Source organism: Kerstersia similis (assembly GCF_965139615.1).
In the GTDB taxonomy this organism is placed as follows: Bacteria; Pseudomonadota; Gammaproteobacteria; order Burkholderiales; family Burkholderiaceae_B; genus Kerstersia; species Kerstersia similis.
In genome coordinates this window covers 24,050-45,415 of record NZ_CBCSIQ010000024.1, presented here as the reverse complement: position 1 = coordinate 45,415, position 21,366 = coordinate 24,050, and the positions used below count along the sequence as shown (strand labels likewise).

The following is a 21,366-nucleotide window of genomic DNA, read 5'->3' as shown; positions in this document are numbered from 1 at the left end:
TGCCGTGAACTGAGCCGGGACAGTCATACGGGGCAGTCGGCATGGAAGGGGGGAACGGGGAATGCGCGTATTGCGGTGGGCACGATGGGGAGCAATGCTGGCGGCCGTCTGGCTGGCCGGGTGTGAACGAACGCCGGTGAACAGCCCCTATCCGGATGGGGCCATGGCGCAGAACACGCTGTACACCACGTTCATCAGCCGTTCGCCAAAATCGCTGGATCCGGCCAAGTCCTATGCGACGGACGAGACCCCCTATACCTACAATATCTACGAACCGCTCTACGGCTATCACTACCTCAAGCGGCCGTATGAGTTGATTCCCCGTGCCGCCGAAGCCATCAGCGAACCGGTGTATTACGACGCTGCGGGCAAGCCGTTGCCGGCGGATGCGCCGGGCGAGAGCATTGCGGAAAGCGTTTATGACATCCGTCTGCGCCCGGGCATTCTGTTCCAGCCGCACCCGGCATTTGCACGGACTGAAGCGAGGGGCTACCGGTATTGGCCCATTGCTGCGGAGGATCTGGCAGCAGTGACCGGCGTGCCGGATTTCCCGGAAACCGGTACCCGGGAGCTGACCGCGCACGATTATGTTTATGCATTCCGGCGCCTGGCCCATCCGCGTCTGGCTTCGCCCATTCTGTCCGTGATGGCAGAGCACGTCGAAGGCATGGAGGAATACAGCCATAGACTGAAACAGGCCTATGACAAGGCGCTGGGCGAGTTTCGTCAGCAGCATCCTGACGCGGACAGGCGCGAATTGCCTTGGCTGGATCTGCGGGATCATGGTTTTGCCGGTGTGGAAGCCCTGGACGATCATACGCTGCGGGTGCGCGTCAAAGGCAAATACCCCCAGTTCAAATATTGGCTGGCCATGACGTTCTTGGCGCCGGTGCCGTGGGAGGCAGACCGCTTCTATCATCAGCCGGGCATGGCCGAGCGGGATCTGTCGCTGGATACCTGGCCGGTGGGGACGGGACCGTATTACCTGGCGGAGTCTTTGCGTAACCGGCGTCATGTTCTGGAGCGCAATCCGAATTTCCGTGGTGAATCCTATCCTTGCGAGGGGGAGCCGGGAGACGAGGCGGCGGGCCTGCTGCAAGACTGCGGCAAAAGGATGCCTTTTGTGGACCGGGCCGTGTTCAGCCTGGAAAAAGAGGCAATTCCCCTGACCGGCAAGTTCATGCAGGGCTATTACGACCTGCCGCAGATGGAACGGGGCGAGTTGGGCGTGGCCATGCGTGTCGCGGCGGGCGACTCCGCCGACAAGGCAGCGCGCTATGCCGAGCGGGGTATTCAGTTGCCCAGTACGGTCGAAACCACCATCTGGTACCTCGGCTTCAATTGGAATGATCCCGTGGTAGGCAAGGGGGATAGCCCCGAACAGGCGGAACGCAACCGGAAATTGCGTCAGGCCATCAGTATTGCCTTCGACTGGGAAGAGTACGTTGCGCTGTTCGAAAATAGCCAGGCGCTGGTGGCGCAGGGGCCGGTTCCTCCCGGTGTGCTGGGGTATGAAGATGGCCCGGAGGGAATCAATACCCAGGTTTATGACGTCGTCGATGGCAAGCCGGTGCGCAAGTCGCTGGAAGAGGCTCGGCGTTTGCTGGCGGAAGCCGGCTATCCGGATGGGCGTGATGCCGAGACTGGCCGGCCGCTGGTGCTGTTCTACGATTCCATGACCGGGGTGGGTTCCAATCCGGCGGAAGACTGGTACCGCCGCCAATTGGCCAAGCTGGGCATTCAGCTGGAAGTCCGCGCGACGGATTTCAACCGTTTCCAGGAAAAAATGCGCAACGGCAGCGCCCAGCTCTTCATGTGGGGCTGGGTGGCGGATTATCCGGACGCCGAGAACTTTTTGTTCATGCTGTATGGTCCCAATGGCAAAGCGGCATTCGGCGGAGAAAATGCCGTCAATTATGTCAATCCAGAATTTGACGCCCTGTTTGAGCAAATGCGTTTTCTGGATGACGGCCCGGAGAAAAAGGCCTTGATTGACCGCATGGTCGTGTTGTTGCAGCGGGACGCACCATGGATGTTCGGTTATTTCCCGATGTCTGGCGGCGCCTATCATCAGTGGCTGCACAATGCCAAACCGACGCAGATGGTGCGCAACAATTTGCCGTATCTCAGGCTGGACGTTGACCAGCGTATCGAGCACGTAGCGCGCTGGAACGCGCCGTCGTGGTGGCCATTGTGGCTGGTCGGCGCCCTGGTCGTGCTGGGTGCTGTGTTGGGCGTCCGGGCCTTGCGCCGCCGCGATCACCGGGCGATGCGGCCCGAGGGAGACAAGCAAGCATGATGGCTTACACACTACGCCGGCTATTGCATGGCGTGTTCATCCTGGTCGGAGTCAACCTTTTGACTTTTCTGCTGTTCTTCTGGGTCAACAGCACGGATGACATGGCGCGTGTGGCGATCGGCGGTCAGCGCATCAGTCAGCAAGCGGTCGAGCAATGGAAAGTGGCGCATGGCTATGACAAGCCGCTGTTTTATAACGCCGAGGCATCGGGCAGTGGCAAGCTGACCGACACTATTTTCTATACGCGTTCAGCGCCTTTGCTGGCACTGGATTTTGGCCAATCGGATTCTGGACGGGATATCGGCCGGGAAATACGTGACCGCATCGGGCCCAGCCTGGCCTTGGCGATTCCCAGTTTCATCCTGGGCATGGCCGCCAGCATCGTGTTTGCCTTGCTGCTGGTATTTTTCCGCGCCACACCGCTGGATTTCTGGGGGGTGGTGCTATGCGTGATTCTGCTCTCCATTTCCAGCCTGTTTTACATCATTGCCGGGCAATGGCTGTTTGCGAAGGTCTGGCAACTGGTGCCGTACTCCGGTTATCAGCCGGGCATGGATATGATCCGCTTCCTGGCCTTGCCGGTGCTGGTGGCGGTCATCGCCCGCTTGGGGCCGGAAGCGCGGTTCTACCGCACTTTGTTCCTGGAGGAAATCGGCAAGGATTATGTGCGCACGGCGCGCTCCAAAGGGTTGTCAGAAACCGTGGTGTTGTTCCGCCATGTGTTGCGCAATGCGCTGCTGCCTATCCTGACTGGCGCCGTGTCGGCCATTCCGCTGCTGTTCATGGGCAGCCTGGTGGCCGAAGCCTTTTTCGGCATTCCGGGGCTGGGCAGCTATACCATTGATGCCATTAATGCCCAGGATTTTTCCGTGGTGCGAGCCATGGTTTTCCTGGGGGCATCCTTGTATATCGTTGGGGTGTTGCTCGCTGATATTTCCTACACGCTGGCCGATCCCCGCGTGCGTTTCCAATAGGCGGCCCGCATGCCCAAGTTTGTCTTGCTCTGGACCGATGCCGCGCTTTTCCTGGTGCTGGCGTTTCTGCTGATCTATGCCTGGCGGGTGCGTCGTTTGCCTGCGCTGCGCGCGAGTTGGCGTGAAGTCTTCCGGCGGGCGCCGGCGGCCTGCTCGGCGCTGGTGCTGGTGGTCTTTGGCAGTATCGCTTTGCTCGATAGCATTCATTTCCGGCCCCAGTTGCCCCCTGTGCCCGGCGCGGCGGCTGATGCGCCGCCCAGTTATGCGCCTGTGGTCCGATCTGCGCTGGATCTGTTGCTGGACGGGACTGCGCTGTCCTCTACCGAAAAGACATATTCCGCGCCGTTGTCGGCCTATCAATTCACCAAGGAGTCCTTGCTGATTGATGGCATCACGGTACGGGATTTTCCGCGTTTGAAGCATGGTGGCGCGCATCTGGACGACCCCGAGGCGCAGCGGGGTGGCGATATCGCCAGGCGGGCAGGCCTGGGCGTTGCCGCGGGCGTACTTGCTGCCGTGCTGCTGGCCGCCGCCGGACTGGCTGTCCTGGGGCGGCGCGGCGGGGGCTGGCGTCAGGCAGCCAGCGATGTGCTGGCGCGGCGGACGGTCTATCCCTGGCTGGCCTTGTGGTGCACGGCCAGCCTGCTCTTGCTCCTGGTGGCGCTGGCGATCAGTCTGGCTGGTGGGTACCACATTCTGGGCACCGACCGTACAGGCAATGATGTGCTGTGGCAGGCCATGAAAAGCCTGCGTACGGCGCTGGTGATCGGGTTTCTTACCTTGCTGGCGATGTTGCCGCCAGCGTTGTTCTTCGGTATTGCCGCAGGGTATTTCAAGGGCCGGGTAGATACCGTCATCCAGTATCTTTACACCATTCTGACGTCCATCCCGGGGGTGCTGCTGATTGCCGCCTGCGTATTGTTGATGCAGGGTTTCATCGACCGCCACCCGGAACTCTATGGTACGGCTGCCGAGCGCGCCGATCTGCGACTGTTCCTGTTGTGCATGGTGCTGGGGTTGACGGGCTGGGCTGGCCTGTGCCGGCTGTTGCGGGCCGAAGCGCTCAAGCTGCGCGAGCTGGAGTACGTCCAGGCGGCGCGCGCTTTTGGCGTATCGCATTGGCGCATCATGCTGCGTCACCTGTTGCCCAATGTGACCCATATCGTACTGATTACTGCCGTGCTGGAGTTTTCAGGTCTGGTGCTGTACGAGGCCGTGCTGTCCTATCTGGGGATTGGTGTCGATGCGACGACCCGTTCATTCGGGTCGATGATTGATATGGCGCGGCTGGAAATGTCGCGGGATCCCATGATTTGGTGGAATCTGCTGACCGCGTTTGGCTTTATGCTCGCGCTGGTGCTGGCTGCCAACCTTTTTGCTGATGCCGTGCGCGATGCCTTTGACCCGAATGGCAATCATGCCCGCCCGCGCCGGCGTTTCAAGCGTCGTGAACGGCCGGCGAGCGCCGTCCGGATGGCATCTTCGGCACACGCCGCCAACGGGGAAGGGAAATGAATCAGAAAAATACCGCGGCGGCGTCCGGGTTGTTGCTGGAAGTCAGTGGTCTGGATGTGGATGTGGATACCGGGCTGGATGATGTCCGGGTGGTCAAGGACCTGGCGTTCAGCATTGCGCGGGGCCAAACCTTTGCGTTGGTGGGGGAGTCCGGCAGCGGCAAGAGCATGACGGCGCTGGCCTTGATGCGGCTTTTGCCGGCAGCGGCCCAGTTAACGGGCGGCACGGTTCGCCTGGCAGGGGAAGAAATCTCCGGTGTTTCCGAACAGGCCATGCGGCGTGTGCGCGGCGGCCGGATCGGCATGATTTTTCAGGAGCCTTCCACCAGCTTGAATCCTGTCATGCGTGTGGGCGATCAGATCATGGAAACGCTGCAGGCCCATACCAGATTGCGTGGCGCGGCCTTGCGCGAGCGGGCCATACGTTGGCTCGATCGTGTCGGGATAGCCGAAGCCGCCAGTCGGATAGATGACTACCCATTCCAGTTTTCCGGGGGCCAGAAGCAGCGCATCATGATTGCCATTGCGCTGGCCGCCGAACCGGCATTGCTGATTGCGGATGAACCGACGACAGCGCTGGATGTCACCGTGCAGGCTCAGATTCTGGATTTGCTGGCGGATATTCAGCAGGAACTCGAAATGGCGGTGCTGTTGATCAGCCACGACCTGGCTGTGGTGCAGCGCGTGGCGGATCATGTGGCGGTCATGCGTCACGGCGAAGTGCTGGTCAGTGCGCCGGCTGATGTGTTTTTTCGGCAGGCAGGCCATCCTTATGTGCAGCAATTGTTTGATGCGATTCCGTCATATGAAAAGCGTGGCCGACCCTTGAGCGCTCATGCCGCTGCGTCGTGGACGGCGCCGCAGGCCGTGCCAACGCAAGTGGGCGTCATCGGGGCGGGCCAGGCGCTTGTCACTCATCAGGCCGATCAGGCCAATCAGGCAGGCGGGTTGAAGGCGGATGCCGTATTGGCGCTGTCGGTTCAGAATCTGTCGGTTTCCTATCCGGTCGGCGCAGGCGGCTGGCTGCGGCGGCGGGCGCGCAAGCATGTGGTGGATGGCTTGTCTTTCGAGCTTCAGGCTGGTGAGACGCTGGCCTTGCTCGGAGAGTCCGGCTGCGGCAAAACCACGACAGGCAAAGCCTTGCTGCGCCTGCTGGATGCGCAGGCAGAGGTCAGCGGTGATGTGCGCTTGCAAGGCGCGGATGTTTTTCGCGCTGATCGCCGCACCATGCGCCGTCTGCGGCGCGGCATACAGATCGTGTTTCAGGATCCCTACGGTTCGCTGGACCCGCGCATGCGTGTCGGGCAGGCCATTGAAGAAGGCCTGTCGTCGCTGCGGCCGGAGTGGGACAAGAGCGAGCGGCAACGCCGCATTGCCAGTCTGTTGCGGCGTGTCGGCTTGCCAGAGGATGCGGCCATGCGTTGGCCGCATGAATTTTCCGGTGGGCAGCGCCAGCGCATCGCCATTGCCCGGGCGTTGGCGGTGGAACCGGCCGTGCTGGTGCTGGATGAGCCGACATCGGCGCTGGATGTTTCCATTCAGGCGCAGATACTGGACCTGCTGCGCGAACTGCAGGCGGAAACCGGCATGGCTTATCTCTTTATCACCCATAATTTCAGCGTCGTGGAATATATGGCTGACCGGATTGCTGTCATGGAGTCAGGAAAAATTGCGGAGATCGGCCCGGCTCGGCAAGTGCTGGAACAAGCGCAGTCCCATGCGGCGCAACGTTTGCTGGCAGCGGTGCCGCGTCTGACCTTGGGCGAATCGGCGTAAGCGGGGATAGCGGCGCAGGTGTGTCGCGGGCATCGCTTGATTTCAATAGGGGTCGGCGGGCCTTGTGGGCAGCATTTGCCGGCAGGCTGCCCGCAAGGCGGCGGCAAACCGCTGGGTGCCGGGATGCGCGCGGCTGTCGCGCCGTGTGAACAGCGCAATGGGGGGCAGTTGCCAGCCCAGGGAGTAAGGCACGATGGCGACGCCCGCGACACGCACCAGCTCGTTGGCGATATCGGCGGGGACGATCGAAATGGCCTGTTCGCTGCCGGCAATCAAGGTACCGATCAACTCTGTTGAGTGGCTTTCTGTGAGGGGCAGCGGCGGCGCAATGCCGGCCCGCAGGAACAGCCCGGCGACCTGTTCGCGCATGGGGGTGCCAGGCGCGCCCAGAATCCAGTCCAGTTGCGCGAGCGTTTGCCAGTCCAGGGGGCGGCGGCCCAATTGCGCTGCCAACCGGCGATTGGCGATCAGTCTTGGCGGCTGTGGATAGAGCGGTTCGAAATCCAGGCCCTCCAGGTTCAAGGCCGGGTCGGCGCGGCCGATGGCGGCATCCAGGCTGTGGTCACGCAATTGCGCCAGCAATTGCGCGCTGGTGCCCTGATGGACACGTGCTGCCAGCCGTGGCTCGTCTTCTTGTAAACGGGTCAGCGTGTCGCAGATGATCCGGCTGGAAACAAACGGCGTAGTGCCAATCTGCAAGCGGGCGGCAAGGCCTGCGCCGGCGGCCTGGACATCATGCACCAGGTGCCCCAGGTCGTTGATGATGACCTCAGCCCGTGCCAGCACGATATGCCCCAGCGCGGTCGGGGCCATGCCGCGCGCAGAACGGTCAAAGAGCGGCGCGCCGAAAAGAGATTCCAGTTCGCTCAGGGTATTGGTGATGGCCGGCTGACTGGTGGAGAGCTGTTCTGCCACGCGCGTCAGCGAGCCGTGCTGCTGGATCAGCAGCAGGAGCTGCAGGTGTCGCATTTTCAGGCGCGCGGACAGGCGACGGGCGAGGCGTTGCGGGTCATGTCCGGCCTGGTCGGTGGTGTCGTCCGGGGGCGTGGCGGGCGGTCGCCGGGTGGGGCGAGGGGGAGGCAAGGTGGACATGGCGTGGCGCTGGAAAAAGGGCGTGGCGGGCAACAGGCAAGGCACGGTGCCACAAGTCGCCGGAAATCATGCGCGATGCATAACGAAAATGTTATGGCTTGATCATATAACAAAATAATTTGGTTATGTGTTGGCGCCTAGAATCCTGACTATCGACTGAAGGAGTTGGATCATGGGTAATAAAGACCGCGAAGCCGCATTGCACTATCACGAGTTCCCGGTGCCGGGGAAATTGTCCGTTGTGTCCAGCAAACCCCTGGTCACGCAACGGGATCTGGGCCTGGCCTATACGCCTGGTGTTGCCGCCGTTTGCGAAGAAATTGCCGCTGACCCGGCCAATGCCGCCCGTTATACCGGGCGCGCCAATCTGGTCGGCGTCATCACCAACGGCACGGCTGTGCTGGGGCTGGGACACATCGGCGCACTGGCCTCCAAGCCGGTGATGGAAGGCAAGGCCGTCCTCTTCAAGCAATTCGCAGGTATCGACGTCTTCGATATCGAGATCAATGAAACGGATCCGGACAAGCTGGTGGATATCATCGCCAGCCTGGAGTCCACATTTGGCGGCATCAACCTTGAGGATATCAAGGCACCCGAGTGCTTCACGGTAGAGCGCCAGTTGCGCGAGCGGATGAGCATCCCGGTCTTTCATGATGATCAGCACGGCACGGCGATTTGCGTTGCGGCCGCGTTCATCAATGGCTTGAAAGTGGTGCAGAAGGATATCGCCGAGGTCAAGGTCGTGGTGTCGGGGGCAGGTGCAGCAGCCTTGGCCTGCCTGGAATTGCTGGTGGATCTGGGCTTGCCGCGCGAGCATATCTGGGTGACGGATATCGAAGGCGTGGTCTATGAAGGCCGGACGGCCTTGATGGATGAAACCAAGGCGCAGTATGCACAGGCAACGCAAGCGCGCACGCTGGCGGAAGTCATCGACGGTGCGGATGTGTTTCTGGGCCTGTCTGCCGGCGGTGTGCTCAAGGCCGATATGTTGCGCGGCATGAATGCACGGCCCTTGATTCTGGCGCTGGCCAATCCCACGCCGGAAATTACGCCGGAGCTGGCGCATGCCACCCGTGGCGATGTGGTCATGGCCACGGGCCGCTCCGATTATCCCAATCAGGTCAACAATGTGCTGTGCTTCCCCTATATTTTCCGGGGAGCCCTGGATGTGGGCGCGCGTACCATCACCCGTGCCATGGAAAAGGCGGCGGTCTATGCGATTACCGCGCTGGCACAGGAAGAGCAAAGCGACGTCGTGGCGGCAGCCTATGGCGGCAGCGATGCCCGCTTTGGCCCGGAGTATCTGATTCCCAAGCCCTTCGATCCCCGTTTGCTGGCCCGCGTGGCGCCGGCCGTGGCAAAGGCTGCGATGGAAGATGGCGTGGCGACGCGTCCCATCGTGGATATGGACGCCTATGTGGAACAGCTGCGCCAGTTCGTGTACCACTCGGGCGCCTTCATGAAGCCGGTGTTTGCCGCTGCCCGCCAGCAGGTGAAGCAGGGCGGCCGGGCGCGCATCGTTTTCACGGAAGGTGAAGAAGAGCGCGTGTTGCGTGCGGTGCAGGTGATTGTGGACGAAAAGCTGGCACGCCCCATTCTGGTGGGGCGGCCTCAGGTATTGCTGGCCCGGATCGAGAAGTACGGTCTGCGCCTGCGTCTGGGGCAGGATGTGGAAGTGACCAATCCCGAATACGACGAGCGCTTCCATCAGTATTGGACGACCTATTGGGAAATGCGTTGCCGGGATGGCGTGACCAAGGAAATGGCGCGGGTGGAAATGCGCCGCCGGCTGACCCTGATCGGTGCGATGATGGTGAAGCTGGGCGATGCCGATGGCATGATTTGCGGCACGGTCGGCGCGTATCACGATCACCTGCGCTTTATTGATCAGGTTATAGGCATGAAGCCGGGCACGCGAACCTACGGTGCCATGAATATCCTGCTGCTGGGCGAACGTACCCTGGCGCTGGTGGACACCCACGTCAACGACGACCCCACTGCCGAGCAGATTGCTGAGTTCACGGTGGCTGCAGCAGACCGCATGGCCCGTCTGGATCTGCAGCCCAAGGTAGCCTTGTTGTCGCGTTCCAACTTTGGTTCCGGCAGTTCCGCATCCGGCGCCAAGATGCGTCGCGCGCTGGACCTGGTGCGAGAGGCTGCGCCCCACCTGGAGGTGGATGGTGAAATGCATGGCGATAGCGCGCTGGATGAAGCGTTGCGCCTGAGGCAGTTGCCGGGTTCACCGCTGAAGGGGGCGGCCAACCTGCTGGTCTGCCCGAATGTGGATGCTGGCAATATTGCCTACAACCTGTTGAAGACGGCGGCCGGGCGAAATGTGGCGGTCGGGCCGTTCCTGCTGGGAGCAGCCGCACCGGTGCATATCCTGACCTCCAGCTCCACGGTACGGCGCATCGTGAACATGGCGGCGCTGGCGGTGCTGGATGCCAACCGGGAAGACATGGCGCTTTGATTGCCTGCGTGGGTGCCGGTACGGATGTCGTATCGGCGGCTGCGCTTCCAGGGACGAAAAAATACCTGCATAGGCCATGCCCATGCAGGTATTTTTTGCTGTGCAGCGCCGGATGGACAGGTGCTGGGCAGCAAGTCGGTATCAGGGATGCGCAGAGGCGGCATCCCTGAGTGCGCGAGATTACATCACGCGGCTGCGGTACTCGCCCGTACGGGTGTCGATTTCAATCTTGTCGCCGATTTCGCAGAACAGCGGCACGTTGATATCGAAGCCGGTCGTGGTCTTGGCAGGCTTGAGCACCTTGCCCGAGGTGTCGCCACGGACAGCCGGTTCGGTGTAGCTGATTTCACGCACGACAATGGTGGGCAGTTCCACGGAGATGGCGCGGCCGTCGTAGAAAACGACTTCGACCTGCATGCCTTCTTCCAGGTAGTGCAGGGCATCGCCCATGCTGTCGGCTTCGACTTCGTACTGGTTGTACTCTTCATCCATGAAGACGTACATCGGGTCGGCGAAGTAGGAGTAGGTGCACTCCTTGCGCTCCAGCAAGACAACTTCAAACTTTTCGTCAGCCTTGTAAACCAGTTCGCTGCCCGAGCCGGTGAGCAGATTCTTGAACTTCAGTTTCACGACCGCGGCGTTGCGGCCAGACTTGTTGTATTCGGCTTTCTGGACCACGAGGGGCTCGCTGCCCACCATGACCACGTTGCCCACGCGCAGTTCCTGTGCGGTCTTCATGATTTAAAAACTCCGGGTATTTTCAGCAAAGGTGCTGGCCGGTCGCGCTCGGAAGGCCGGGACGGGACACGAACAGGCGCGACTTGACAAAGCTCGCCATTCTACCATGTTCAGTGCGGGGCAAGCCGATCCCGGCAGAAGTTGACAAGCTGGCTGCTTAGATCAGGCTGCTGCGCCAGTTGCGCGCTATCGTGGCGGGCTTGGATTTGCCAGTCTTGCCAGACCGGGCCATCCAGCAAGCTTGACCAGGAGGTGGCGGTGCGAGCGGAGCTGGATGGTGCGCCGTTCCAGTCGGCGAAGGCGCACTGCACGGCGGCGGGCAGGCTGCCGCAGGACAGCCAGGCTTGCAACTTTTCCAGGTGGGCGGCGTCGGCTTGCGGATAAATATGCCAGAGTAAGGGGCGTCCTGCCCAGGTGGCGCGCACCAGGGAGTCTTCGCCTCGAACCAGATTGAGGTCTGCGCTCCAGAGCAGGCGGTCGAAGGCCGCCTGACGCACGAAGGCGTGGCGGGCGATCTGTAGATGTCCGTATCGTCCTGCCTGCAAGGCTGGTGCGACGCCGTCCGGAACCAGCATCAGCGTCGGGCGCGGCGCATGGGCCAGGGCCTGGATCAGCGCATCCAGCGGTGCATGGGGATAACAGAACAGATTGATCAGGCGGCTATCGGATGCCTGCCAATGCGCCAGGGCATCTGCGGGCAATCCCAGCGTGTGCAGCAGCCCTGTTGCCTGGGTGCGGTCAGCCTGCCAGGCGTCGCGTGCCGCCAGCAAGCCGGGCTCGCGCAGCAGGCCGCCAGTGCCAGGCAGGAAGCCGGGAAAGAAAAAATACTTGGGGACGCCGTTGGCTTGCAGCGAGGGCAACAGATGACAACCGGTGACCCAGTCTTCGGCGCTTAAATATTCCAGGTTCAGCCAGAGGTTGTATCTGGGGTCTAGCCGGGCGAGATAGGTGGCCGGCGGGTCACAGGCGAAGGCTTCGATGCAGACATCCAGTGGCCGCAAGTCTGGCGGGGTCTGGGTCCAGTGCACCAGTTCCATTCCCTCGAAGTGGCCCAGGCCATGATGAAGCGTGGCCGAGGGCTCCAGCCTGGCCAAAGCGTCGGGGGCATCCAGCCACAGGCGGATATGCCAGCCATGATGGCGGGAAAGGCTGCGTGCCAGACGCAAGCAAACGCCGATGTCGCCGTAGTTGTCGATGACGCGGCAGAACAGATCGGCAGAGCGTGGTGCAGTGGCGGTTGTCATAGGGGGCGTGGGCGCAGGAGCGGGTGGCCGCCCCTTTCGCCACGGAGCTTCAGTGGAAGGTACCGGGGGTGATATCCAAATCTTCGGGTAGCTCGGCGTGCACCATTTCTCCAACGGCATTGGGGAAAAGCGGGCCGCCGCAGTCGTCGCAATTCTCAGGCGGAAAGACGCCGGGCAGCCGTCGGATCTCATGCACACCCAGTCCATTGAGGTGCGCGGAAATCTGATCCAGCATGGCCTGGTAGAGGTCTGTGGCATCGCCATCAACTTCTTCATCACGGCCGAAAATCGGCCAGATGCAGCCGTAATAGACATCATTGCTGTCACGTACGCCCAGGCTGATGCGGAATTCCTCCGGGCCGCCGGCGCTGCAGCGGCAGATCACGGCGCGCAACTGTCCGGTTTCCAGGCCGACAGAGGTATGCAGCCAATTCACGGCTGCAGTCAGTGCCAAGGGCCGGATGTGCTTGTCTGAATCGCGGTTGCTGACGTAGTAGGCGTCTGGCAGCATGATTTCCACGGCGCATCCAGGCAGCAGTGCGGCAAAACTGGGGCCTGCCTGTTCCGCCCAGGCGGCCTGGCTGCTTTCGCGGCTGGCGGGGGTCTCGCTGGCCGTTTCCTGCCAGGCGAACAGCGCTTCGCCTTCCGGGACGGCCACGGCGCCGATCAAATAGCGCGTATCGGCCAGCATGGGCGGGACTTCGACATCCGGCCGGCCCGGCAGGCGGGTGGCCCGTTTACCCAGCGCCTGATTGCCCAGGGCGTGCAGCCACTGCCAGGTCTCCGAGAAACTGCGCGGCAACTGATCGACGCCGATCAGATGGGGATAGAGCGCCAGTTTTGCCTTGCCTGCCAGAATATGTCCGCTCATTTGTGCCGACAGGGCCTCCAGTTGGCGAGCAGGAATGGCACCATGCGGAATCTGGAAGCGGGTCCAGGCCAGCACCGGGGCGGTAATGAGAACAACGTCATAGCGTTGCTCGTCCTGTGTGAGGGTCGTGGATTCCGACAGGGTTTCAATCAGTTCGACCAACAGCCCGTAGGCATTCTGGTCGTTCTGCAAGAGATGCTCCAGCGCATTTTCCAGCGCGGCATCGTTGCCGGTGCGCAGCAGGCGCCCCAGCAGCGCTTCCAACTGTTTTTCCCAGTAGCGGTCTTCCGTGCGGCAGCCTGATTGCCCCAATGCCGTAGCGAGGGAAACAAGGCGGGCGGCATCGCGAGAGGGGCGTTGGGATGAGCGTTGGGTGGGGAACATGTGTGAGGAATCAGGCCGATAATCTGCGTGTGACCATGCGCCAAAGCGCAGGCCCCGCCATACGCCATACAGGCCGGGCGGGGAGCTTGTAACTCGAAGTCGTGGCTGGTGCCCGGGTTCGTTCCGGCAGCCGTCTTGGCTTGGTGTGGCAAGCCAAGACAGGCCGGCATGGACGAACAGCGAACAAGCCGTGAAGCAGGGATTGTAGCGGGACTGGGCGCGGCCTGGCAGGCAGGCCCGCTAAAGCGCATGTCCGGCGCTTGCCCGGTGCATGTCCGCGTCTTGTTGCCGTCAGGCATGAAAAGACGCCCGGGCCGCCCTGTCGCGACATCGGAGCAGGGATGCCCGGGCGTGCCGGCAGGGCATCCAAGCTGACCCCTGCTTGCCTGGCTCCTGCAAAGGGTCCGGGCTGGCACGGGGCTGCCAGAGGGGGCAGCCCCGCGCAGGCGTGGGTCCAGGCAGGCCGGTCAGTGCAGCAGTTCGCGCAGCACGAAGGGCAGGATGCCACCGTGGTTGTAGTAATCCACCTCGATAGGGGTGTCGATACGCAGCAGCACCGGAACCCGGTCGATATCGCCGTTTTCGCGGTGGATCACCAGCGTGACATCCTGTTGCGGCTGGATACCGTCTTCCAGGCCTTCAATATCGTAGGTTTCACGGCCGGTAATTCCCAGGGACTGAACGCTATCACCGCCCTTGAATTGCAGGGGCAGCACGCCCATGCCGACCAGGTTGCTGCGGTGGATACGTTCGAACGAGCGGGCGATGACGGCTTTTACTCCCAGCAGCTGCGTGCCCTTGGCGGCCCAGTCGCGCGAAGAACCCGTGCCGTACTCTTCGCCGCCGAACACCACGGTGGAAACCCCCTCACTGATGTACCGCATGGCGGCATCGTAAATGGAGAGCTGCTCGCCGCCAGGCTGGAACAGCGTTTCGCCGCCTTCGAAGCGGGTGCCGTCCGGGCGCGGCGGAATCATGAGATTCTTGATGCGCACGTTGGCGAAAGTGCCGCGCATCATGATTTCGTGATTACCGCGGCGCGAGCCGTAACTGTTGAAGTCTCCCTTGCTGACGCCGTGGGCAATCAGCCAGCGGCCGGCAGGCGACGTTTCCTTGATGGCACCCGCGGGGGAGATGTGATCAGTGGTGACGGAGTCTCCGAATATGCCCAGAGCGCGTGCACCGCGCACCTGAGGCATGGGCGCGGGCGTCATGCCGAAGTTCTCGAAGAAGGGCGGCTGCGCGATGTAGGTAGAGGTTGGCCAATCGTAAACGTCGCCGGTCGCGCCTTCGATGCGTTGCCACAGAACGCCGGGGTCGCTGCGGATCTGTGAATAGTTGGCGCGGAAGGCTTCCGGATTCAAGGCAAAGCGCAGTAGTGCGTTGATTTCTTCACTGCCGGGCCAGATGTCGCGCAGGTAAACCGGTTGGCCGGTGCTGCTGGTGCCCAGCGGCTGCGTGGCGAGATCCACCATGACGTTGCCTGCCAGGGCATAAGCGACGACCAGCGGCGGGGAAGCCAGGAAATTCGCCTTGATATTCGGGTGGATGCGCGCTTCGAAGTTACGGTTGCCGGATAGCACGGCGGCACAGACCAGATCATTGGCGACAATGGCTTCGTTGATATCTGCCGTCAGGTCACCGGCATTGCCGATACAGGTCGTACAGCCGTAGGCAGCGACGTTGAAGCCCAGTTTTTCCAGATAGGGCAGCAGGCCGGTTTTCTGCAGATAGCCCGTGACGACCCGGGAGCCGGGCGCCAGCGACGTCTTGATATGGGGGGCGACATGCAAGCCAGCTTCCACCGCCTTTTTTGCCAGCAGGCCCGCAGCAAGCAGGACGCTGGGGTTGGATGTGTTGGTACAGGATGTGATGGCAGCGATCAGGACGTCGCCATTGTGCAGCGTCGTGCCGGTGCTGGTGACAAAGGGCTCGTTGAGCTTGCCGGCCGGTTGGGAAAAACCGTTTTCCGCAACGGGCTTGGAGTACAGATCGGTAAAAGTGGCCGCCACCTTGGGCAATTCAATGCGATCCTGCGGGCGCTTGGGGCCGGCCAGCGATGGCACGACCGTGTTCAGATCCAGCGTCAGCAGTTTGCTGTAGGTGATGTCGCTGGCAGCGGGCACGCCATACATTTCCTGTGCCTGGAAATACGCCTTGAGCGCGGCAATTTCCTCTTCTGTTCGTCCGGTGCCGACGAAGTAATCAATGGTGCGGTCGTCCACCGGGAAAAAGCCCATGGTGGCGCCGTATTCCGGGGCCATGTTGCCGATAGTGGCGCGGTCGGGCACGGCCAGGCTGGCCGTGCCCTCGCCACAGAACTCAACAAATTTGCCGACGACTTTTTCACGCCGCAGCATTTCCGTAATGGTCAGCACCAGATCGGTTGCCGTCACGCCTTCGCGCAGCTTGCCCTTGAGCTCCACGCCAACCACATCAGGGGTCAGGAAATACATGGGCTGTCCCAGCATGCCGGCTTCCGCCTCGATACCGCCCACGCCCCAGCCCACGACACCGATACCGTTGATCATGGTGGTATGGCTGTCGGTGCCGACCAGGGTATCCGGGTAATAAACATCTTCGGCAGAACGGTGTACGCCGCGTGCCAGATACTCCAGATTGACCTGGTGGACGATGCCAAATCCTGGTGGCACGACACCGAAGGTATCAAAGGCCTGCATACCCCACTTCATGAACTGGTAGCGTTCCTTGTTGCGGTGGAATTCCAGCTTCATGTTCAGGTCGAGCGCTTCCGGCGTGCCGTAGTAGTCGATCATGACGGAGTGATCCACCACGAGATCCACGGGAACCAACGGTTCGATGCGCTTGGGATTGGCCCCCATGGATTGAGCGACATCGCGCATGGCGGCCAGATCGGCCAGCAGCGGCACACCGGTGAAGTCCTGCAGCACCACACGTGCCAGCACAAAGGGAATTTCTTCTTCGCGCTTGGCATTGGGTTGCCAGTTCGCCAGCTGGCGAACGTGCTCTTCGGTGATCTTTTTGCCGTCGCAGTTGCGCAGGACGGATTCCAGCACGATGCGGATGGAAATAGGCAGGCGTTGGATATCAATACCGAGCGCTCGGCCCAGGGCGGGCAGAGAGTAGAACTTGCCGTGGCGCTGGCCGACGGTGAATTCATGCAGGGTATTGAATGTGTTGTGCGGCATGTTGGACTCCTTGGTTCTATCCTGAAATCAGGGAAGGCCACGAATCTGCTGCCATTCATGCTTGCCGTACATGAAGATGGCGCGGTCATCCAGGCAAGTGCAAGGCACGCTGCCTGGTCGTGGCAAGGAAAGCCCGGCCCAGGGGCCGAAACTTCCATATTCGGCTGCCGCAGGCGAAGAAAACCCGCGGCGTTGAACTGCGGATGCAGCCAGTCTAGCGCAGACGGCAGCCTTAGTCATCGGTAATCCTGCGCCTGGCTGAAATGGGTATAAGCCGATCTTTTTGAGACTGATTCGCAGTGCCATGATGGTGCCATTCCAACAGCCAGAATCATGGGGCCGGATCTTCGATGAGAACGCAACGAACACCGAGACGGTTGCCTTTGGGCGTGCCGATCTTACTGGCGCCGTTATATCTGGGCGCTTGCGCAGCGCCCCTGCCGCCGGTGCCAGCACACAAACCGTGGCCCGGTGCCGTGGCGGCCAGCCGCTATGACTTTGCCTGGCGGTTATCCGGGCAGCGTGATCTGGCCCCCTTGCAGGTGTTTGATGATGGCCAGGATACCTGGCTGCAGTTTCCACCGCAGCAGACCTTGCCTGCCATCTTCGTCGCAGACCGGCACGGAGAGCGCCTGGCTGCCTATGACACGGCTGGCCCATATCTGCGAGTGCAGGGGGTCTGGCCAGCCTTGGTATTTCGGGGCGGCAACCGGCAGGCGCGGGCGCAATATGCAGGCACGGCCAGGGCCGGGTTGGGCAAGGAGCAGGCGCTGCTGGAAACCGCGACGGCAGATGTGTCAGCCGTGGTTGAAAGTGTGGCAGCACCTTTGGTCGCCGGGAGCAGCAGCAGGCAAGCGCCAGTCAGTCAGGCAGCCGCCGAAACGCTCTTGCCGGCAACGCACGGCGTAAGGGAAGCAGGCACGGCTGCGGGCGAGTTGGGGCAGGCAGGTTACGCCGCCAGCACGCGGGACGGCAATATGCGCCGTGTGCTGGGCCAATGGGCGAGCCGGGCGGGTTGGACTTTCGATCCCTGGCATTGGGATGTCGATATGGATGTGCCTTTGGCTGGCAATGCCGAATTCGGCAATGATTTCGTACAGGCGGTACGCCAATTGCTGGCTGCGACCGAGCTGTCCGGCCAGCCTCTGCAGCCATGCTTCTATAGCAATCGTGTCTTGCGTGTCGTGGCATGGACGCAAGCGTGCGACCGCCATTCCTCACAGGGTGGAGGTGCAGCATGATGGCGCACGAGAAGGAGACGCGCGGGCTGGGCCGGAGGTTGCCGTGGTCGCTGGCGCTGTGCCTGGCCGCGAGCGGCGCAGGCTGCTCCATGGCGCCTGCCTTGCAACAGGCGAGTGCTGCAGCGGATCGTGCCGAAGCCAGCCAGGCGCGCCACACGGCCGCTTTTCATGAGCCTTTCGATCCCGCCGCACGGCAGGCGGCACAGCTGGTTGACAAACCCTGGCTGGCTGGGCCGGCCCAGCCGCTGGCTCGCGATGCCATCCTGCCGCCAGCCCTGCGAGGCGAAATCGACACAACCCTGTTATTCACGCCAGGGCGCGGCAGCCTTACCCTGCTAGGGGAGCGCATCTATCGCGCAACCGGCATACCGGTACGGGTTTCGCCTGAGGCCTTGTTGCCCGCTGATGCCTTCCTGCCACGCCTGGGGGTGGAGGCACGTGCGGCGCAAGAGACGGAACTGGCGCCGGAGCTGCCCAAGGGCCCGCTGCCCTTGCCGCAATTGCTGGATGCACTGGCGCACCGGCTTAATCTGTCCTGGCGCTATGCGGATGGCGCCATCGTTTTCTATCGCACGGAAAGCCGGGTGTTCGATGTTCGCTTGTTGACGCTGGATGCCGGGGCCGACGTCCGGCTGGGCAGAGCCTCCAGCAGCGAGGCTGGCGGTTTCAGCAGCACGGCGGAAACGACCCTGGCATTGCGCGGCGAAGATGCCATGGCGGCGTTGAAGGCAAGAATCGAGCCTATGTTGACGCGGGCCGGGACGCTGGCGGCGGTATCTGGCGGCGGGCAGTCCATTGTTGTCACGGATACCCCGGAAGCGCTGGATCGAGTGGCTCGTTTTCTGGATCAGGAGAATCGCGCCCTGACACGCAGGATCAAGCTGGTGTTCGAGGAAGTGACCCTGGAGCTGGATGATGAGCACCAGCAGGGCGTGGATTGGACGCTCTTGTATGGCGGGGGCGGAGCACTGTTGCGCGCGGCCATGCCGGGAGGCGTCGCTGCCGCTGAGGGCAGCGGGCTATCGGAAGCGGGCATTCAACGCGGTGGGTTCCAGGGTTCGCAGGCGATTATTGATGCGGTCAAGCGTGTCGGCAAAGTGGTGCGGCATACGCGTGTCCCGATCTACACCTTGAATCGCCGTCCCGTTACCCATGCCGTGCGCCGCACTTTTTCCTATATCGACGAGGTGCAAACGACAGCTATCCCGGCGGCCAGCGGCAGTGCGACTGTTGCGCTGCCATCCGTTTCCATCAGCCAGAAGGAAGCAACGGTAGGCGTGTTTCTGACGCTATTGCCGGATGCACAGGCAGATGGACAGATATTGCTGTCGATTGCTTATGACAACAGCGTTGCCCAACCGCTGAAAAGCATCACTTTCGGCGAAGCCGGGCAGCAGGTGCAGATTCAACAGATTACGGTCGAAGGGAATGGCGCGGTGCAACAGGTTGCGCTGCAGCCCGGGCAGGTTGTCGTGATCTCCGGCTTTGAACGCAATGAGGATGAATCCGCCTCGCGGCGCGTAGCGCCGGGTTGGCCATTGATAGCCGGAGGCCGGGATCAGGCCGCCCAACGACGCCGGACGTCCTTGCTGCTGGTGTCCGCCCAGCAGGAAGAGGGGGTATGACATGCAGGGGCATGACATGCGCACTTTGCAAACCCCGGACGCAGTCTTGCCAGCGCGCCATGAGATGCGGACAGAGACGCACCGGGAGGCGCGCTGGGTCGAAGAAGGCAGCGGCATGATCAGTCTTTGCACGACTGGTGGTGTCCAGGGCGGGCCGTGCTGCCTGGTATTTGGGATGAACTGGCGCCCCTTGCTGGGCAGCCAGCTCGCCAGGCAGGCCATACAGCGGGCGCGCGGCCTCAGGGCGACACATTATGCCTGGCGCGGCGAAGTGGCGGCCAGTGTTGCCTGCGCACGCTGGCGCCGCACAGAGATGCGCTTGCGGCCACGCTATGCGGCAGCGCTGCTTGCTGCCCAGTTGTGCGGCCAAGGCACTTTTGCGCTGTGCCTGGACGGCGGGACGCGCGGCATCTGGTTGCTGGCCGTGCATGACGGTGCGGTCATTGCCGGTACGGATGTCTGGTACCCAACCGTGGACGAAGCGGCGCAAGCGCTGCAGGTCTTGCAGCAGCGCTACCCCACCTTGCGCGAAGCTCAGTTGGGCGACACCGTTGAGGCTTTTCTGGCGGTTGCGGCAGAGGCTGGCCCGGCGGTCTGGGCCGTCGCTCGCCTGCAGCGTGTGCCAGCTGCCGTGCGCTGGCCATGGTGGGCAGCAATGACCGGCGTGCTGGTGGTGGGTTGGCAGGCTGGAGTGGCGCCACTGATGGAATCGCCGGTTCACAAAGACAATGCCGGTCTGGATAGGGAACGCGCCTGGCACGGTGTCTATGACGACTACGCCGCGGTACGTCGTGTCCATGACAGTGCTGCGTTGCGCGGATTGCTGCAGGGGGTTGCCGTATTGCCGCTCAGGCGTCAGGGGTGGGGGTTGGAACAGGCAGAATGCCGCGCCAATATGGCAGGTTGGCGTTGTGCGGCGCGCTATCGGCGCGCGGTTCGCGTGGCGGACAACAATGATCTCTCACATCGCTGGCCGGCCGATTGGCAGGTCGAATACGAGGGCTTCGACCAGGCGCGTACGACCTGGCAAATTGCTGGTGGAAAGCTTCTGGATTGGCGGCGTTTGCCCTCGCAACACGCTTTGTTGCGCGGTCCGGTGGCCTTGCTGCAACGGCAGGCGCCGGTATTTGAGCAGATATCCCTGGGGCAGGCGCAAACGGTGGCCTTGTCCGAACCCATGGGCACGGATGGCCTGCCATTGCCGGCACTGCCGCATCTGCCCGTGCTGCTTGAACGTCGTCTTTCGCTGACAGGCGCCCTGCGCGGGCTGCCGCTGTTGCAGGACATTCATTGGCCGGTGTCCTGGGAACAACTGACGATAGAGATCAAACCGCCCGCCGCTGCGACAGCCGAAAGAGAGTCGCGGCTGGTGGCACATCTGCAGGGAGTGATCTATGGCAAGAACTGATCTGGGATGGCCGTGGCGCCTGCTCTTGGGGGCAGGCTGCGTGGCTTGGGCTGGCAGCAGCCTGGCAGAAGCATCTGGCAGTCCCTCTACGCTGGTGGACAGCGCGGCCGTCGAGGAAGAAAAAGGCTGGCTGGATGGCGTGCAGATGCGGGATTGGCTGAATCAGGAAAGCAGCAGGGCCTGGCGTGCTGAACGTGCGCAAGCGGACATCGCCGGCAGGGCGGACATGACAGGGCGGCGATCAAAAGCAGAGGATGCCGCTGTGGCTGCTGGGCCGGAGGGTGTGCATCCGGGCGCCTTGGCAGCGTCAGGTGGCCAGTACGGTGAAGCGGCCAAGCCGCGTTTGAGCGCCATTTATGGCAGCGGCCCGTACAAGGCCGCTGAGCTGGAAATTGCGGGCAGCCGTTATGTGCTGGCGACCGACCGGGCAGGGCGTCTGCGGCCCCAGCGGGCGGCAGATTATCAGTTGATTGCCATTTATGGCCAGTGTGTGGGCCTGCGCCGCGCCGGCGTCCGGACGGATATCTGCTGGCGGGAAAACATCCAGGAGGAACGGTGAT

Annotated in this window: 14 protein-coding genes; 9 read left to right on the top strand and 5 right to left on the bottom strand. The window is 62.3% G+C overall.

Annotated features, from left to right (window positions below):
- Positions 1-61 precede the first annotated feature (61 nt).
- The 4 genes from ACNA1V_RS13900 to ACNA1V_RS13885 are packed head-to-tail and all read left to right on the top strand — an operon-like array spanning position 62 to position 6,563.
- On the top strand, positions 62-2,299 hold the full coding sequence (locus ACNA1V_RS13900; RefSeq protein ID WP_415834198.1) for an ABC transporter substrate-binding protein: 2,238 nt from the start codon (positions 62-64) through the stop codon (positions 2,297-2,299).
- Entirely contained in the window at positions 2,296-3,273 is a 978-nt protein-coding gene (locus ACNA1V_RS13895; protein ID WP_415834197.1) for an ABC transporter permease, read from the top strand. Before ACNA1V_RS13900 ends, ACNA1V_RS13895 begins: the two co-directional genes overlap by 4 nt.
- A 9-nt stretch (positions 3,274-3,282) precedes the next feature.
- Positions 3,283-4,788 (top strand): ABC transporter permease, encoded by a 1,506-nt coding sequence (locus tag ACNA1V_RS13890; RefSeq protein WP_415834196.1) that lies wholly within the window; start codon positions 3,283-3,285, stop codon positions 4,786-4,788.
- Positions 4,785-6,563, top strand: a complete 1,779-nt coding sequence (locus ACNA1V_RS13885; protein ID WP_415834195.1) for an ABC transporter ATP-binding protein — start codon at positions 4,785-4,787, stop codon at positions 6,561-6,563. The genes ACNA1V_RS13890 and ACNA1V_RS13885 overlap by 4 nt, the downstream gene beginning before the upstream one ends.
- A gap of 42 nt (positions 6,564-6,605) precedes the next feature.
- Here the strand turns inward: ACNA1V_RS13885 and ACNA1V_RS13880 are convergent, their stop codons facing one another.
- A complete protein-coding gene (locus tag ACNA1V_RS13880; protein ID WP_415834215.1) occupies positions 6,606-7,532 on the bottom strand; it encodes a LysR substrate-binding domain-containing protein in 927 nt (308 codons plus the stop codon).
- 295 nt (positions 7,533-7,827) lie between these two features.
- Here ACNA1V_RS13880 and ACNA1V_RS13875 point away from each other — a divergent pair, with 295 nt between their 5' ends.
- The gene (locus ACNA1V_RS13875; protein WP_415834194.1) at positions 7,828-10,125 is read left to right on the top strand and encodes an NADP-dependent malic enzyme; all 2,298 of its coding nucleotides are present in this window, start codon (positions 7,828-7,830) and stop codon (positions 10,123-10,125) included.
- 180 nt (positions 10,126-10,305) lie between these two features.
- Here ACNA1V_RS13875 and efp read toward each other — a convergent pair whose 3' ends face one another.
- From efp to acnA, 4 genes are all read right to left on the bottom strand, one after another.
- Positions 10,306-10,863 (bottom strand): elongation factor P, encoded by a 558-nt coding sequence (gene efp / locus ACNA1V_RS13870; RefSeq protein ID WP_415834193.1) that lies wholly within the window; start codon positions 10,861-10,863, stop codon positions 10,306-10,308.
- Between the two features lie 110 nt (positions 10,864-10,973).
- The gene (gene earP / locus ACNA1V_RS13865) at positions 10,974-12,107 is read right to left on the bottom strand and encodes an elongation factor P maturation arginine rhamnosyltransferase EarP (protein ID WP_415834192.1); all 1,134 of its coding nucleotides are present in this window, start codon (positions 12,105-12,107) and stop codon (positions 10,974-10,976) included.
- 49 nt (positions 12,108-12,156) lie between these two features.
- A complete protein-coding gene (locus ACNA1V_RS13860) occupies positions 12,157-13,362 on the bottom strand; it encodes a DUF2863 family protein (protein ID WP_415834191.1) in 1,206 nt (401 codons plus the stop codon).
- A gap of 467 nt (positions 13,363-13,829) precedes the next feature.
- Positions 13,830-16,532: an aconitate hydratase AcnA gene (acnA, locus tag ACNA1V_RS13855; protein WP_415834190.1), complete on the bottom strand. Its 2,703-nt coding sequence runs from the start codon at positions 16,530-16,532 to the stop codon at positions 13,830-13,832.
- 389 nt (positions 16,533-16,921) lie between these two features.
- Here acnA and ACNA1V_RS13850 point away from each other — a divergent pair, with 389 nt between their 5' ends.
- The 4 genes from ACNA1V_RS13850 to ACNA1V_RS13835 are packed head-to-tail and all read left to right on the top strand — an operon-like array spanning position 16,922 to position 21,365.
- Positions 16,922-17,773 carry a TrbG/VirB9 family P-type conjugative transfer protein gene (locus ACNA1V_RS13850; RefSeq protein ID WP_415834189.1) on the top strand — a complete coding sequence of 284 codons (852 nt, stop codon included), beginning with the start codon at positions 16,922-16,924 and terminating at the stop codon, positions 17,771-17,773.
- Positions 17,770-19,398, top strand: a complete 1,629-nt coding sequence (locus tag ACNA1V_RS13845) for a hypothetical protein (protein ID WP_415834188.1) — start codon at positions 17,770-17,772, stop codon at positions 19,396-19,398. The genes ACNA1V_RS13850 and ACNA1V_RS13845 overlap by 4 nt, the downstream gene beginning before the upstream one ends.
- Before the next feature lie 16 nt (positions 19,399-19,414).
- Positions 19,415-20,806 (top strand): hypothetical protein, encoded by a 1,392-nt coding sequence (locus tag ACNA1V_RS13840; RefSeq protein ID WP_415834187.1) that lies wholly within the window; start codon positions 19,415-19,417, stop codon positions 20,804-20,806.
- Complete coding sequence (locus ACNA1V_RS13835; protein ID WP_415834186.1) at positions 20,793-21,365, top strand: hypothetical protein; 573 nt, start codon at positions 20,793-20,795, stop codon at positions 21,363-21,365. The genes ACNA1V_RS13840 and ACNA1V_RS13835 overlap by 14 nt, the downstream gene beginning before the upstream one ends.
- The last annotated feature ends 1 nt before the right edge of the window (position 21,366 follow it).